Below are 13,346 nucleotides of genomic sequence, written 5' to 3'. Positions count from 1 at the left end.
AGCGCGCCGCGCCCGACCGCGCCGAGGGTATCGCCGCCGATCACCAGCGCCTGACCCAGGCAATGGGCACCTTATTCCAGGTTCTGGCGGTTTCCTCCCCGGACTGGCCACTTCCTGCGGGGTTCGCATGATTCAATACCGTGACGCACGCACGATCGATGGCCCCGCGCTCGCCGTGATGGCGCGCCAATCGTTCACCGAGACCTTCGGGATGCTGTATCCGGCGTCCGACCTGAGCGCCTTTCTCGACGAGGCGTTCGGCCCCAATGGCTTGCCCGCCCAACTCTCCGATCCCGATTTCGCGATCCGGCTGGCGCTGGACGAGGGGCAGATCATCGGTTTCGTCAAAATGGGGCCCGTCACCTTCCCCGGCGAATGGCGTCCCGATGCGATCGAGCTCTACCAATTCTATGTGCTCAGCGGATGGCATGGGCAGGGCGTGGCACAGGAACTGATGGCGTGGTCGCTCGAGCATGCGCGCAGCCACGGCGCGCGCGAGGTGATCCTGAGCGTCTATGTCGACAACCACAGGGCGCATCGTTTCTATGAAAAATACGGTTTCCGCGACATCGGGCGGATCGCGTTCCGCGTCGGCGCGACGGTCGATGACGACAATCTGATGCGGCTGGTGCTGTGAGCGCGCCCGCAATGGTCGAGGTGATCCGCGCGCCGATGCTGGCGGGAATCCCGCATGGCTTTCTCGGGCGGGTCGGCGGCGTATCGACGGGTATCCATGCCGGGCTGAACGTCGGCATCGGCTCGGATGACGAAGCTGCCGCCGTCGCCGAAAATCGCGCGCGGGCAATCGCGGCGGTGCGCCCTGGCGCGCGGCTGCTATCACCCTATCAAGTGCATTCGTCCGATTGCGTCACCGTGACCACGCCCTTTGAGGACGATGCGCGCCCGCATGCCGATGCGCTGGTGACCGATCGCCCCGGCCTCGCGCTCGGCATCGTCACCGCCGATTGCGCGCCGGTGTTGCTGGCGGATGTGCAGGCCGGGGTCATCGGAGCGGCGCACGCGGGATGGAAAGGGGCGCTCGGCGGCGTCACCGATGCCACCATTCAGGCGATGGAAGCGCTCGGCGCACAGCGCGACCGCATCGCCGCCGCGATCGGCCCGTGCATCGCGCGCGCAGTTACGAAGTGGACGAAGCCTTTGCGCGCCGCTTCGAGGCCAACGACCCGGCCAATGAACGCTTCTTCGCCGAAGGCCGCGCGGGCCATTTCCAGTTCGACCTGGAAGCCTATGTCGCGCACCGCCTCGCCACCGCCGGGGTGACGCGGGTCGCGATGCTCGGGCTCGACACTTATGCCGATGAAGCGCGCTTCTTCAGCTTCCGCCGCGCGACGCATCGCGGTGAGCCTGGCTATGGGCGTCAGATTTCGATCATCGGCCTCTGACGCCTCGCCAAGCGGGCGACCAAAAGCCCTTTACCGGGTCTTCACTTCGTCGGGATTGGTCAATTGCGCGACGATCCAGCCATTGCCGTCAGGGTCCTGCAGCATGGTGAAGCGTCCCCATGGCTGTTCGTCGACCGGTGACACCGTCGCCCCTGCCGCCGCCAGCCGGGCATGTTCGGCGTCGATATCGTCCACCGCCAACATCAGCCCCTGCACCGATCCGGGCGGCATCGCGTCGAACCACGTCACCAGCGCAACCGTCGCGCCACCATCCTTGGGCTGCAACTGAACCCAGCGCATGTCGGGCCCCATCGCCTCGTCGCGCAACACCACCAGCCCAAGTGTTTCCACATAAAAGCGCCGCGCCCGTGCCACATCGGTCACGGGCACCGAAACGATTGCGATCGGCATATCCTGTCCCCCCAAGGATCTGCCGCGAAATAGTATCATTCGAGACTATCTCGCGGTAAGGCTTCCTATCATTTTTCGACGCAGGATGCACCCTCATGGCGAAGCCGACCGACCAGACCGACCCCCAGACCGAAGCCGATCTGACCGGCGTCGCGCCGCGCACCAAGCCCAAGCCCTCGATCGAGAAGATCGGCGATCGCAAGCTGAAGGCCTCCACGCTGATGATGGGCCACGGCTATGATCCGATGCTGTCGGAAGGCTCGCTCAAACCGCCGATCTTCGCCACCTCGACCTATGTTTTCCCCAATGCAGCCGCAGGCAAGCGCCATTTCGAGGGTGTTACCGGCAAGCGCCCCGGCGGCTCCGAAGGGCTGGTCTATTCGCGGTTCAACGGCCCGAATCAGGAAATCCTCGAGGATCGCCTGGGCGTGTGGGAAGAGGCCGAGGACGCATTGGTGTTCTCCAGCGGCATGTCGGCGATCGCGACGCTGTTCCTGTCGATGGTCAAACCCGGCGATACCATCGTCCATTCGGGCCCGCTTTATGCCGCGACCGAGACGCTGATCGCGCGCATTCTCGGTCGCTTCGGCGTGCATTGGCTCGATTTCCCGGCGGGCGCGACGCGGGAAGAGATCGATGCGGTGATGAGCAAGGCGGCGACCGGCAATGTCGCTTTGATCTATCTCGAAAGCCCCGCCAACCCGACCAACGCGCTGGTCGATATTCAGGCAGTGGCGGCGAGCCGCGACGCGATCTTCAAGGGCGCGAAGCCGCCGATCGCAATCGACAATACCTTCCTCGGCCCACTCTGGCTCAAACCGCTTGAGCATGGCGCGGACATCGTCGTCTATTCGCTGACCAAATATGCCGGCGGGCATAGCGATCTGGTCGCGGGCGGTGTGCTCGGGTCCAAGGAGCATATCAACACCATCCGGCTGATGCGCAACACGATCGGCACGATCTGTGACCCCAACACCGCCTGGATGCTGATGCGCAGCCTCGAAACGCTGGAATTGCGGATGAGCCGTGCGGGCGAGAATGCGGTCAAGGTGTGTGGCTTCCTGCGCAGCCACCCCAAGGTCGAGCGAGTCGGCTATCTTGGCTTCCTAGCCGATACGCCGGGGATGGAGCGCCAGGCGGATATCTATGCGCGCCATTGCACCGGCGCGGGATCGACTTTTTCGTTGATCCTGAAGGGTGGCGAGAAAGAAGCCTTTGCTTTCCTCGACGCGCTGAAAATCGCCAAACTGGCGGTGTCGCTGGGCGGCACCGAAACGCTCGCCTCGCACCCGGCGGCGATGACGCATCTATCGGTGCCCGATGCGCGCAAGCAGGCGCTCGGCATCACCGACAATCTCGTGCGCATCTCGATCGGGGTCGAGGATGCGGATGATCTGATTGCCGATTTCGACCAGGCCCTCGCGGCGATCTGACAAGCGTGGCCCGGGTGGCGCAAAGTGTCGCCCGGGCTGACCATCATGCCGCGACCGGTGCTGGCTCCAGCAGCAACGGCAGCGACGATTCGATCCAGTCCGCCAGCGCGGCGACTCGGTCCGCCGCCTCACGCCCCAACGGGGTCAGCGTATAGTCGACGCGCGGCGGCACCTCGGCATAGCTCCGCCGATCGACCAGGCGACATCCTTCCAATTGCTGCAACGTCTGCGCCAGCATCCGCTCGCTCACGCCGCTGACCTTGCGACGCAGCGCACTGAAGCGCAGCGTGCCTGATCGCAACGAGAGCAGGGTCAGCACCCCCCATTTGCTGGTGACATGGTTGAGGATGAGACGGGACGGGCAATCCGGGCTCAGCACATCGCCGCGTTCCAAAGCGTCCGAAAGCGGGGTGGCGCTCCACTCTACCATTTCATCACTTACCTTTTGTGCGTACTTATTTTTCATAAGCTACACGCCTAGATGGTGCGTCTCAATGGTTTTGGGAGTGCTATCATGATTGCTGTTACCGGAGCGTCGGGCCAACTCGGCCGCCTTGTTATCGCTGGCCTGCTCGAGAAAGTTGCCCCCGAGACGATCGTCGCGCTGGTGCGTGACCCTGCCAAGCTGGCCGATTTGGCCGCACAGGGGGTGGTTGTCCGAGCGTTTGACTATAATCACGCCGAAACCCTTGTCGGCGCGCTCGCCGGGGTCGATCGCCTGCTGCTGATCTCGTCGAGCGAGATCGGCCAGCGCGTGGCGCAGCATCAGGCCGTGATCGCCGCCGCCAAGGCCGCCGGGGTCGGCTTCATCGCCTATACCAGCCTCCTCCATGCCGACACCAACCCGCTCAACCTCGCGATCGAACATCGTGCGACCGAACTGGCCCTGGCCGACAGCGGCGTGCCGCACGCGCTGCTCCGCAATGGCTGGTACACTGAAAACTATGCGCAAAGCGCCCCGATGGCGGTCGCGCATGGGGCGGTGTTGGGGAGCGCCGGCGCGGGCCGCATTTCGGGGGCGGCGCGCGCCGATTACGCGGCGGCGGCCGTGGCCGTGCTGACCGCACTGGAAGCCAAGCCCGCGACCTATGAACTGGCGGGCGACGATGCCTTTACGCTGGCCGATCTGGCGGGGGCGCTGAGCGATCTTTCGGGCAAGGCCGTGGTCTATCAGGACCTTCCCGAAGCCGACTATCGCGTTGCGCTGGAGGGGGTCGGCCTGCCCGCACCGATTGCGGCGATGCTGGCCGAAAGCGACACCAAGGCGGCCAACGGCGCGCTGTTCGACGATCGCCATGCGTTGAGCGCCTTGATCGGCCGACCGACCACGCCGTGGCGCGCGACGCTGGAAAGTGCGCTTAAAGGGTGAAGCGGGGGCCGTGGGCGGTGGTTCGGCGCTTGCCCACGGCCAGCAACGCCGCAATGGTGTCGCCATGACCGAGCCCGACTTCATCGCAGGCCTGCCCAAGGCCGAACTCCACCTCCATATCGAGGGCAGCCTTGAGCCCGAACTGATGTTCGCGCTCGCGCAGCGCAACCAGGTCAGCATTCCTTTCGCCAGCGTCGAGGATGTCCGCGCCGCCTATAACTTCTCGCGGCTACAGGATTTTCTGGACATTTATTATGCCGGGGCGGACGTGCTGCGGACAGCGCAGGATTTCCACGATCTCGCCGCTGCCTATTTCGACCGCGCCGCGGCGGACGGGGTGGTCCACGCCGAAATCATGTTCGATCCGCAGACGCACACCGCGCGCGGTATTGCCTTCGACACGGTCATCACCGGGCTGCTCTCCGCCATTGCCGACGCGGAGGCGAAGCACGGCATGACGGTGCTGCTGATCATGAGTTTTCTGCGCCACCTCGACGAAGCCGATGCCTTTGCCACGTTGGAGGCCGCCGAGCCCTGGTTCGACCGGATTGCGGCGGTCGGGCTCGACTCGTCCGAACTCGGCCACCCGCCGGAGAAGTTCGCGCGCGTCTTCGCCGCGGCCCGGGCGAAGGGCTTGAAGCTGGTCGCGCATGCCGGGGAGGAGGGGCCGCCCGACTATGTGCTGCAGGCGCTGGACGTGATCGGCGTCGACCGGCTCGACCATGGCAATCGCAGTCTGGAGGACCCGCTGCTCGTCACGCGGCTCGCGCGCATGGGCATGACGCTGACGGTGTGTCCGCTCTCCAACCTCAAGCTGTGCGTGGTGGACGATATGGCCGCACACCCGATCGACCGGATGCTGCGCGCGGGGCTGCGCGCGACGGTCAATTCGGACGACCCGGCCTATTTCGGTGGCTATGTCGCCGACAATTACCGCGCTGTGGCGGCGGCGCGCGGGCTGGGCCGCGCCGATCTCGTCACGCTGGCGCGCAACAGTTTCCTGGGCTCGTTCCTGCCCGATGCCGCCGTGGCGGAGCATCTGGCGCGGCTGGATGCCTATGTGGAGGCGGCGGCATGACGATCTACACCCCGATCCCGCAGGACCGCTTCGTCGCCGATATCCGCCTGTTGGCGGCGCGGTTGAGCGAAGATGCGGCATGGTCGCCGACCTTCCTGATCGGTATCGGGCGCGGCGGGCTGGTCCCGGCGGTGTTTCTCAGCCACGCGAGTGGCCTGCCGATGCTATCCGTCGATTTCTCGGCGCAAGTCGAGGATTTTGCGCTCGACCCGATCGCGCGGCTGGCGGCACGCACGCGGGGCGGCGAACGTTTCCTGTTTCTCGACGACATCAACGACACCGGCCGCACGATCGCGCGCTTGCGGGCGATGCTGGCGGCGGCGGGCGCGGTGCCGGGCAGCGTGCGCTTCGCGACGCTGCTCGACAATATCCGCTCGGGCGAGCGCGTCGATTACCACGCGCGCGAAATCGACCGCGCGGTGACCAAGGACTGGTTCATCTTCCCGTGGGAAGCGGTTGCGCCCGAGCTCGCGATCCAGGCCGATGCCGCCGCCGTGCCGGATCGGACGGCTTAACCGTCGCCGACGCGCTCGATATCGGCCCCGACCGCGCTCAGCTTTTCCTCGAGCCGCTCATAACCGCGATCGAGGTGATAGACGCGGCTGACCTGCGTCTCGCCCTCGGCAACGAGCCCGGCGATGATCAGGCTCATCGAGGCGCGCAGATCGGTCGCCATCACCGGCGCGCCGACCAATTTGGGCACGCCGCGCACCACGGCGGTGCGGCCCTGCACGAGGATGTCCGCGCCCATCCGCGCCAGTTCGGGCACGTGCATGTAACGGTTCTCGAAGATCGTCTCGGTCAGTACGCTAGCACCGTCGGCCAGGCACAGCATCGCCATGAACTGCGCCTGCATATCGGTCGCGAAGCCGGGAAACGGCGCGGTCGATAGCGTCAGCGGCTTGATGCCGTTGGTCGCGGAAACCAGCAGATTGTCGCCGCGCTCCTCCAGCGTCACCCCGGCCGCGATCAAGGCGGCGGTGGTGGCACGCATATCGTCCATCTTCACGCCGACCAATTCGACCGATCCGCCCGTGATGGCGGCGGCACAGGCATAGCTGCCCGCCTCGATCCGGTCGGGCATCACGCGATAGGTCGCGCCGTGGAGCCGGTCGACGCCTTCGATTTCCAGCGTCTCGGTGCCGATGCCGGAGATCTTGGCCCCCATTGCGACGAGCAGATTGCACAGATCGACGATTTCGGGCTCGCGCGCGGCATTCTCGATCCGGCTGCCGCCCTTGGCCAGCACCGCCGCCATCACGACATTTTCGGTCGCCCCGACCGACACGATCGGGAAGGTGTATTTGCCACCCGACAGACGCCCGCCCGGCGCTACAGCCTTCACATAGCCTGCCGCCATCTCAAGCTGAGCGCCGATCGCCTCCAGCGCCTTCAGATGCAGATCGATCGGGCGATTGCCGATCGCGCAGCCGCCGGGCAGCGACACCGTCGCTTCGCCCGCGCGCCCGATCAGCGGGCCGAGCACCAGGATCGAAGCGCGCATTTTCCGCACGATGTCATACGGGGCTTCGGTCGCGGTGAGCTTACCGGCGCGGATCGTCATCACGCGACCGAAATCCTCGGGCCGCGCGCCCTCGATTCGAGTCGAGCAGCCAAGCTGGTTGAGCAAATGCCCGAAGCTGTCGACATCGGCGAGTCGCGGCAGATTGCGCAGCGTCACCGGCTCCTCGGTCAGCAAGGCGCACGGCATCAGCGTGAGCGCGGCGTTCTTTGCACCGGAAATGGGAAGACGGCCCGACAGGCGATTGCCGCCGCGAATGAGAATACGATCCATGGATCTCGTTTATCGCCTCGCACCGCCCGCGCAAGCACGATAGGCGAATTGCGACGAGGCGCGCAGAAACGTCCGGCTAAATCAGGCCTTTTCCAACATGCATTGCAGCGGATGCTGGTTCTGCCGCGCGAAATCGATGACCTGGCTGACCTTGGTCTCGGCGACTTCGTAGCTGAAGATGCCGCACACCCCGACGCCCTTCTGGTGGACATGGAGCATCACCCGGGTCGCCGCCTCCATATCCATGCGGAAGAAGCGCTGCAGCACGAGCACGACGAACTCCATCGGGGTGTAATCGTCATTGAGCAGCAGCACGCGATAAGGCGTCGGCTGCTTGGTCTTGGCGCGGGTGCGCGTTGCGACGCCCAGGCCAGTGCCGTCGTCCGGCCCGTCCCCGGTTCCGTCATCACGGCGTTCCGCCATCGAGATTGCGCTACGGTCGATCATCTGTTGCCTAAAATATGGCATTGCCGGGGGTGAGGGCAAGGGGGCAAACAAAAAGGGCGGCCCCAGCCGGGACCGCCCTCTCCTGTCCGATGCGGACGAAGATCGGCTTATGCGCTGATCTTGATCTTCTCGGCGGCAAGCGCGACGCGGTTCGAGATCGGCTGCGCGACCTCACCGGCGAGCTTCACCAGCGACTCGGTGTTCTTCGAGGTTTCGGCGACGATCGAGTCGAACGCGCTGCGGACATAATCGCTCTGCAGCTTGAAGAAGTCCGACGGGGTCTTGACGCTCGACAGGCTCTTCAGCGCGGCGGTCGCGCCTTCGAAATGCTTGCGGCTATATTCGGCAGCGTCCTGGCCAAACGTTTCGATGCCCTTGGCGGCGATCTTCGACGATTCGACGATCGCCTCGACATTGCCCTTCGAGAATTCGTTGAATTCCTCGACCAGCTTGGTGCCCTTTTCAACGGCGGTCTTGGTGCGATCGTTGACATCGGCGAACAGGGCCTTGGCCTGTTCCTGGACCTTGTCGGTAGCGGCTTTGATGGTGTTTTCCATGGTGAAGATTTCCTTCTGCGTAACGGTCGGCGCGGCGGCGGCGACGGGTTTGGGGGCTTCGACGGTAAGAACCGGGTCAGGGATACGAACAGGCTCGGGCGCGGACACCGCTGGAGCGGGCACTTGGGGTGCTGCTGCAATCGGTGCCGGTGCGACCTCGTCGACGGCAGGGGCCACGACGACCGGTTCGGGCACTTCCGGGACCGGGGCCGGAAGCACTGCAGGAACCGGTGGGGTTTTCACCGCAGCGGCGGCGGTCCGTGTCTTGGGAGCAGCGGGTTTTGCGGGAGCGACGCCAGCCTCGGCCACGGCCGATGGTCCGGCCACCTTCGCGGCCGGTTTTGGGGCTTTCGGTGCCGCGTCTGACTTTGGACCCTTGCTTGCCATGATCGGATCTCTCCTACACCAATGCTGCACTGCAATATAGCAGCACTGGTGCCAAATGCAAGCGAAATGTTGCACTGCAACATAAGTGAAACTCCGTAGTTTCGGCCCTCCCCTTCGATCTTTAACGCTGCTTTACGTAACGTCCGGGCGCGTCCTCGAGTGCCTTGAGCGAACCCTTGCCCGGTTGGCGCGCGCCCTTGGCGGGGACCATCGCCGCATCCTGATCGCGCAGCCAAGCGACCCAGTCGGGCCACCAGCTCCCCTTGGTCTCCTGTGCCCCGACGACAAACGCCTCGAGCGTCTCGACCGGCTCGGGATTGAGCCAATATTGATATTTGTTCGCGCTCGGCGGATTGACCACGCCGGCAATATGCCCGGATCCCGCCAGCACGAACCGGCGCTCGCCAGAGAACAGCCGCATCAGCGCCCACACGCTTTCGGCCGGTGCGATATGGTCCTCGCGCCCGGCCTGGATGTAGCTCGGCGTCTTCACCAGCCCGAGATCGATCGGCGTGCCCAGCGCGCTGAGCGCCCCGGCCTTGCTCAGCAGATTGTCGCGATACAGGTCGGTCAGATAGCGCATGTGCCACTGCGCGGGCAGGTTGGTGGTGTCGCCATTCCAGTGGAGCAGGTCGAACGGGGCATAATCCTTGCCCAGCAGATAATTGTTGGTGACATAGTTCCAGATCAGGTCGCGCCCGCGCAACTGGTTGAACACCGCCGCCATGTAGCGCCCATCGAGAAAGCCATCCGGGGTGAGCGTCTTGAGCAACTCAAGCTGATCGTCGGCGACGAAATACAGCAATTCCCCGGCTTTCTCGAAATCGACCTGGGCCGTAAAAAAGGTCGCGCTCTTGACCGTGTCGCCTTCCCCTCGCGCCGCCAGCACCGCGAGCGTCGCGGCGAGCGTCGTGCCCGCCACGCAATAGCCGATGGTGTGGACCGCAGGCACCTTCAGCACGCGCCGCACCGTGTCGATCGCATCGATTTGGGCGGCGATATAATCGTCCCAAACCACGTCCTTCATGCTGGCATCGGCCGATCGCCAGGAAACCATGAAGACGGTGATGCCCTGTTCGACCGCCCAGCGAATGAAGCTTTTCTCCGCGGTCAGGTCGAGAATGTAGAAACGGTTGATCCATGGTGGGAAGATCACCAGCGGCACCGCCAGCACGTTGGGGGTGGTCGGCGCATATTGGATCAGTTCGTACAGATCGGTGCGATGGATCACCTTGCCCGGCGTGGTCGCCAGGTTGCGGCCGAGTTCGAACGCGGTCTGGTCGGTGTGCGTCACCTGCCCCTTGGCGAGATCGGCCAACATGTTCTGCAGGCCCTTGAGCAGATTTTCGCCACCGGTCTCGATCGTCTTTTCAAGCACTTCCGGGTTGGTCGCGGGGAAGTTGGACGGGCTGATCGCATCCAGAAAACCGCGCGTAGCAAAGCGCATCTGTTCGCGCTGCTTGTCATCAACGCCCTGGAGCGCGTCGACCTGGGCGAGAAGCTGGTCGGAAAAGAGGAAATAGCTCTGGCGGATCCAGTCGAACAGCGGATCGGCACGCCAGCGCGGATCCTTGAAGCGCTTGTCACGGGTGCGCTCGACCGATTCTTCCGCAGCGGGCACGGCCTCGCCGGGGGCGAGCATCCGCTGCCACAGAGAGACGCTGTCAGCCCAAAAATCGCGCACGCGGCCCATCGTGGCGGGATCGGTCAGCCCCGGGATCGGCGGCAACGCCGATTCCGCCGCGCCGAGTGTCGACAGGCCCTGTTCCAGCAACATCTGCTGCGCGCGACCGAGGACCCAGGTCCAATGCTGCAGCTCGGCGAGGCTGGGCATGGCGGCAGCGCTAGCATTCGTGGATTCGGCCATGACATCCTCTTCTGGTGCGGGCGAGCATACCCCGATCTCGCCCTTGCGCGAAAGCGCGGATCACCACGCGTGCGGCGAAACCCGCGCGCTTCGTTATATTGGTGTGCGGCGGGGTGACGGCGCGACACATAATGGCGTAAGGAAGGACTCCCTCCAGCCGGAATCCCTGCAATGTCCGACGAATTCTATCGCATCAAGCGCCTGCCGCCCTATGTCATCGCCGAAGTGAACGCGATGCGAGCGGAAGCGCGGGCGACCGGCGAGGACATCATCGATCTCGGCATGGGCAACCCCGATCTTCCGCCGCCACCGCATGTCATCGAGAAATTGATCGAAGTGGTGCGCAAGCCCGACGCGCATGGCTATTCGCAGTCCAAGGGCATTCCGGGGCTGCGCCGCGCGCAGGCCAATTATTACGGCCGCCGCTTCGGCGTCGATGTCGACCCAGAGACCGAAGTCGTGGTGACGATGGGGTCAAAGGAAGGGCTCGCCAGCCTCGCCACCGCGATCACCGCGCCGGGCGACGTCGTGCTCGCGCCCAACCCGTCTTACCCGATCCACACCTTCGGCTTCATCATCGCCGGCGCGACGATCCGCGCAGTGCCGACGACGCCCGACGACGCCTATTTCGAGTCGCTGGAACGCGCGATGGCCTTCACCGTCCCGCGCCCCTCGATCCTGGTGGTCAACTATCCCTCCAACCCCACCGCCGAAGCGGTCGACCTGGCTTTTTACGAGCGGCTTGTCGCCTGGGCGAAGGAGAATAAGGTCTGGATCATCTCCGACCTCGCTTATTCGGAGCTCTATTTCGACGGCAAGCCGACGCCATCGATCCTGCAGGTGCCGGGCGCGAAGGACATCGCAATCGAGTTCACCTCGCTCAGCAAAACCTATTCGATGGCGGGCTGGCGGATCGGCTTCGCGGTCGGCAACAAGACGTTGATCGCGGCGATGAGCCGGGTGAAATCCTATCTCGATTATGGCGCGTTCACGCCGATCCAGGCGGCGGCGTGCGCGGCGCTCAACGGCCCGCAGGACATCGTCGAGACCAATCGCCAACTCTACCACAAGCGCCGCGACGTGCTGGTCGAGAGTTTCGGCCGCGCCGGGTGGGACATTCCCGCCCCGCCCGCATCGATGTTCGCCTGGGCCCCGCTACCGCCCGCGCTCGCGCACCTAGGCAGCCTTGAGTTCTCCAAACAATTACTGACTCACGCCAAGGTCGCGGTTGCGCCAGGGGTGGGATACGGTGAAAACGGGGAAGGCTTTGTGCGCATCGCGATGGTCGAAAACGAACAAAGGCTCCGCCAGGCGGCGCGCAACGTGAAGAAATATCTGGTGTCGATGGGGGTTAATATTCCCAGCGCAAAGGCCGGCTGACCGCCGCCCCGGATGATCATCACCCCGCTGTATTCGCTGGCCGGCGTACTCGTCGGGCTGCTCGTCGGGCTGACCGGGGTCGGCGGGGGATCGTTGATGACGCCGCTGCTGGTGCTCGCCTTCGGTTTTCATCCGGCGACCGCCGTCGGCACCGACCTGCTCTATGCGTCCGCCACCAAGAGCGTGGGGACGACGGTGCATGGCTGGCGCGGGACGGTCGACTGGCACGTGGTGGCGCGACTCGCCGCCGGCAGCGTGCCCGCGACGATTCTGACGATCATCGTGCTGCATTACGCATCGGAAAAGCAGGATACCGGCCATGCGATCTCGGCGGCGCTGGGCGTCACGCTGGTGCTGTCGGCGGTGGCGACGATCTTCCGGGCGCGCATCGTGGGCTCGCTGACGCGCCTGTTCGGCACGATCGGGACTGCGCGGCTTAAATGGCTGACGGTGCTGCTCGGTGCGGTGCTGGGGGTGCTGGTGTCGGTTACCTCGGTCGGCGCGGGGGCACTTGGCATGACCGCATTGCTGATCCTCTATCCGACCTTGCCGATCAACCGGCTGGTCGGGTCCGATATTGCCCATGCGGTGCCGCTGACGCTGCTCGGGGGCTTTGGCCACTGGCTGCTCGGGTCGGTCGATGGGACGTTGCTGTTTTCGCTGCTGCTCGGGTCTATTCCTGGAATCATCGTTGGCAGTTTGGTCGCATCCCGCATATCCGACCGCGTCTTGCGCCCGATTCTCGCAGCGGTGCTTGCCATCGTCGGTTTAAGGCTCTTGTTTTGATGACGCGTCCCGGTTTCGCTTTTTCGACTCGTTTCAAGGTCCGCTACGCCGAAATTGACGGGCAGAAGGTGGTCTTCAACTCGCGCTATCTCGAATATGCCGATGTTGCGGTGAGCGAATTCTGGGAATGGACCGGTATCGGTGCCGCGCTCGGCGACGCGTGGACGCACACCGAATTCCATGTCCGCCGCACCGAGATCGACTATCTGAAGCCCTTCGTGTGGGGCGATACGATCGAGGCGTTCGTCCGCATCGCGCGGGTCGGCGGGTCGAGCCTGACGCAGCGCTTCGAGCTATGTCATGCGGAGACGGGCGCGTTGCACACCGTGATCGACATGGTGATCGTCAACGTCCACTTGCCCACCGGCAAGCCGCTTCCGATCAGTGATGACATCCGCGCCTATCTGGACACGCTGCCGACGGCGTAAGCCTG

The 13,346-nt window shown here is 64.7% G+C and carries 14 protein-coding genes and 1 pseudogene; 9 read left to right on the top strand and 6 right to left on the bottom strand.

What is annotated here, in order from left to right:
- Nucleotides 1-127 precede the first annotated feature (127 nt).
- Both NW75_RS11270 and pgeF read left to right on the top strand, forming a co-directional pair.
- Nucleotides 128-637, top strand: a complete 510-nt coding sequence (locus NW75_RS11270; protein ID WP_033965319.1) for a GNAT family N-acetyltransferase — start codon at nt 128-130, stop codon at nt 635-637.
- Between the two features lie 11 nt (nt 638-648).
- Nucleotides 649-1,403 (top strand): annotated as a pseudogene (gene pgeF / locus NW75_RS11265) (peptidoglycan editing factor PgeF).
- A 30-nt stretch (nt 1,404-1,433) separates the two neighbouring features.
- Here pgeF and NW75_RS11260 read toward each other — a convergent pair.
- Nucleotides 1,434-1,814: a VOC family protein gene (locus NW75_RS11260; protein WP_033965316.1), complete on the bottom strand. Its 381-nt coding sequence runs from the start codon at nt 1,812-1,814 to the stop codon at nt 1,434-1,436.
- A gap of 95 nt (nt 1,815-1,909) precedes the next feature.
- Here NW75_RS11260 and NW75_RS11255 point away from each other — a divergent pair, with 95 nt between their 5' ends.
- Complete coding sequence (locus NW75_RS11255; RefSeq protein WP_033965314.1) at nt 1,910-3,247, top strand: cystathionine gamma-synthase family protein; 1,338 nt, start codon at nt 1,910-1,912, stop codon at nt 3,245-3,247.
- Nucleotides 3,248-3,290: 43 nt separating this feature from the next.
- On the opposite strand, the gene NW75_RS11250 is transcribed toward NW75_RS11255, so the two are convergent.
- Entirely contained in the window at nt 3,291-3,677 is a 387-nt protein-coding gene (locus NW75_RS11250; protein ID WP_033965313.1) for a winged helix-turn-helix transcriptional regulator, read from the bottom strand.
- An 84-nt stretch (nt 3,678-3,761) separates the two neighbouring features.
- Between NW75_RS11250 and NW75_RS11245 the strand changes: the two genes are divergently transcribed.
- The 3 genes from NW75_RS11245 to NW75_RS11235 all read left to right on the top strand — a co-directional run bounded on the left by NW75_RS11245 (nt 3,762) and on the right by NW75_RS11235 (nt 6,209).
- A complete protein-coding gene (locus NW75_RS11245; protein ID WP_033965326.1) occupies nt 3,762-4,616 on the top strand; it encodes an NmrA family NAD(P)-binding protein in 855 nt (284 codons plus the stop codon).
- Nucleotides 4,617-4,680: 64 nt separating this feature from the next.
- Nucleotides 4,681-5,694, top strand: a complete 1,014-nt coding sequence (locus tag NW75_RS11240) for an adenosine deaminase (RefSeq protein ID WP_033965312.1) — start codon at nt 4,681-4,683, stop codon at nt 5,692-5,694.
- Entirely contained in the window at nt 5,691-6,209 is a 519-nt protein-coding gene (locus tag NW75_RS11235) for a phosphoribosyltransferase (protein WP_033965308.1), read from the top strand. The genes NW75_RS11240 and NW75_RS11235 overlap by 4 nt, the downstream gene beginning before the upstream one ends.
- Here the strand turns inward: NW75_RS11235 and murA are convergent.
- The 4 genes from murA to NW75_RS11215 form a co-directional block, all read right to left on the bottom strand.
- Nucleotides 6,206-7,489 carry a UDP-N-acetylglucosamine 1-carboxyvinyltransferase gene (gene murA, locus NW75_RS11230; RefSeq protein WP_033965306.1) on the bottom strand — a complete coding sequence of 428 codons (1,284 nt, stop codon included), beginning with the start codon at nt 7,487-7,489 and terminating at the stop codon, nt 6,206-6,208. The two genes, NW75_RS11235 and murA, sit on opposite strands and share 4 nt — an antisense overlap.
- An 81-nt stretch (nt 7,490-7,570) precedes the next feature.
- Entirely contained in the window at nt 7,571-7,912 is a 342-nt protein-coding gene (gene clpS, locus NW75_RS11225; RefSeq protein ID WP_029622891.1) for an ATP-dependent Clp protease adapter ClpS, read from the bottom strand.
- 131 nt (nt 7,913-8,043) lie between these two features.
- A complete protein-coding gene (locus NW75_RS11220) occupies nt 8,044-8,802 on the bottom strand; it encodes a phasin family protein (protein WP_231565145.1) in 759 nt (252 codons plus the stop codon).
- 199 nt (nt 8,803-9,001) lie between these two features.
- Nucleotides 9,002-10,747 carry a PHA/PHB synthase family protein gene (locus NW75_RS11215; RefSeq protein ID WP_033965303.1) on the bottom strand — a complete coding sequence of 582 codons (1,746 nt, stop codon included), beginning with the start codon at nt 10,745-10,747 and terminating at the stop codon, nt 9,002-9,004.
- Between the two features lie 171 nt (nt 10,748-10,918).
- On the opposite strand from NW75_RS11215, the gene NW75_RS11210 reads away from it, so the two are divergent.
- From NW75_RS11210 to NW75_RS11200, 3 genes are read left to right on the top strand one after another with little or no spacing between them, the layout of a single operon-like run.
- Nucleotides 10,919-12,127: an LL-diaminopimelate aminotransferase gene (locus NW75_RS11210; RefSeq protein WP_033965302.1), complete on the top strand. Its 1,209-nt coding sequence runs from the start codon at nt 10,919-10,921 to the stop codon at nt 12,125-12,127.
- A 12-nt stretch (nt 12,128-12,139) separates the two neighbouring features.
- Nucleotides 12,140-12,913: a sulfite exporter TauE/SafE family protein gene (locus tag NW75_RS11205; protein ID WP_033965300.1), complete on the top strand. Its 774-nt coding sequence runs from the start codon at nt 12,140-12,142 to the stop codon at nt 12,911-12,913.
- A complete protein-coding gene (locus tag NW75_RS11200; protein ID WP_033965298.1) occupies nt 12,913-13,341 on the top strand; it encodes an acyl-CoA thioesterase in 429 nt (142 codons plus the stop codon). Before NW75_RS11205 ends, NW75_RS11200 begins: the two co-directional genes overlap by 1 nt.
- Nucleotides 13,342-13,346 lie beyond the last annotated feature (5 nt).

This window comes from Sphingomonas sp. Ant H11, assembly GCF_000797515.1.
In the GTDB taxonomy this organism is placed as follows: domain Bacteria; phylum Pseudomonadota; class Alphaproteobacteria; order Sphingomonadales; family Sphingomonadaceae; genus Sphingomonas.
Note: the sequence above shows the minus strand (reverse complement) of the source record. Positions and strands in the feature narration are given on the sequence as shown.

Excerpts from the sequence above, each read along its gene's own strand:
- NW75_RS11270 (WP_033965319.1), top strand. The coding sequence starts at position 128 with ATGATTCAATACCGTGACGCACGCACGATCGATGGCCCCGCGCTCGCC.
- NW75_RS11260 (WP_033965316.1), bottom strand. The coding sequence starts at position 1,814 with ATGCCGATCGCAATCGTTTCGGTGCCCGTGACCGATGTGGCACGGGCG.
- NW75_RS11255 (WP_033965314.1), top strand. The coding sequence starts at position 1,910 with ATGGCGAAGCCGACCGACCAGACCGACCCCCAGACCGAAGCCGATCTG.
- NW75_RS11250 (WP_033965313.1), bottom strand. The coding sequence starts at position 3,677 with ATGGTAGAGTGGAGCGCCACCCCGCTTTCGGACGCTTTGGAACGCGGC.
- NW75_RS11245 (WP_033965326.1), top strand. The coding sequence starts at position 3,762 with ATGATTGCTGTTACCGGAGCGTCGGGCCAACTCGGCCGCCTTGTTATC.
- NW75_RS11240 (WP_033965312.1), top strand. The coding sequence starts at position 4,681 with ATGACCGAGCCCGACTTCATCGCAGGCCTGCCCAAGGCCGAACTCCAC.
- NW75_RS11235 (WP_033965308.1), top strand. The coding sequence starts at position 5,691 with ATGACGATCTACACCCCGATCCCGCAGGACCGCTTCGTCGCCGATATC.
- murA (WP_033965306.1), bottom strand. The coding sequence starts at position 7,489 with ATGGATCGTATTCTCATTCGCGGCGGCAATCGCCTGTCGGGCCGTCTT.
- clpS (WP_029622891.1), bottom strand. The coding sequence starts at position 7,912 with ATGGCGGAACGCCGTGATGACGGAACCGGGGACGGGCCGGACGACGGC.
- NW75_RS11215 (WP_033965303.1), bottom strand. The coding sequence starts at position 10,747 with ATGGCCGAATCCACGAATGCTAGCGCTGCCGCCATGCCCAGCCTCGCC.
- NW75_RS11210 (WP_033965302.1), top strand. The coding sequence starts at position 10,919 with ATGTCCGACGAATTCTATCGCATCAAGCGCCTGCCGCCCTATGTCATC.
- NW75_RS11205 (WP_033965300.1), top strand. The coding sequence starts at position 12,140 with ATGATCATCACCCCGCTGTATTCGCTGGCCGGCGTACTCGTCGGGCTG.
- NW75_RS11200 (WP_033965298.1), top strand. The coding sequence starts at position 12,913 with ATGACGCGTCCCGGTTTCGCTTTTTCGACTCGTTTCAAGGTCCGCTAC.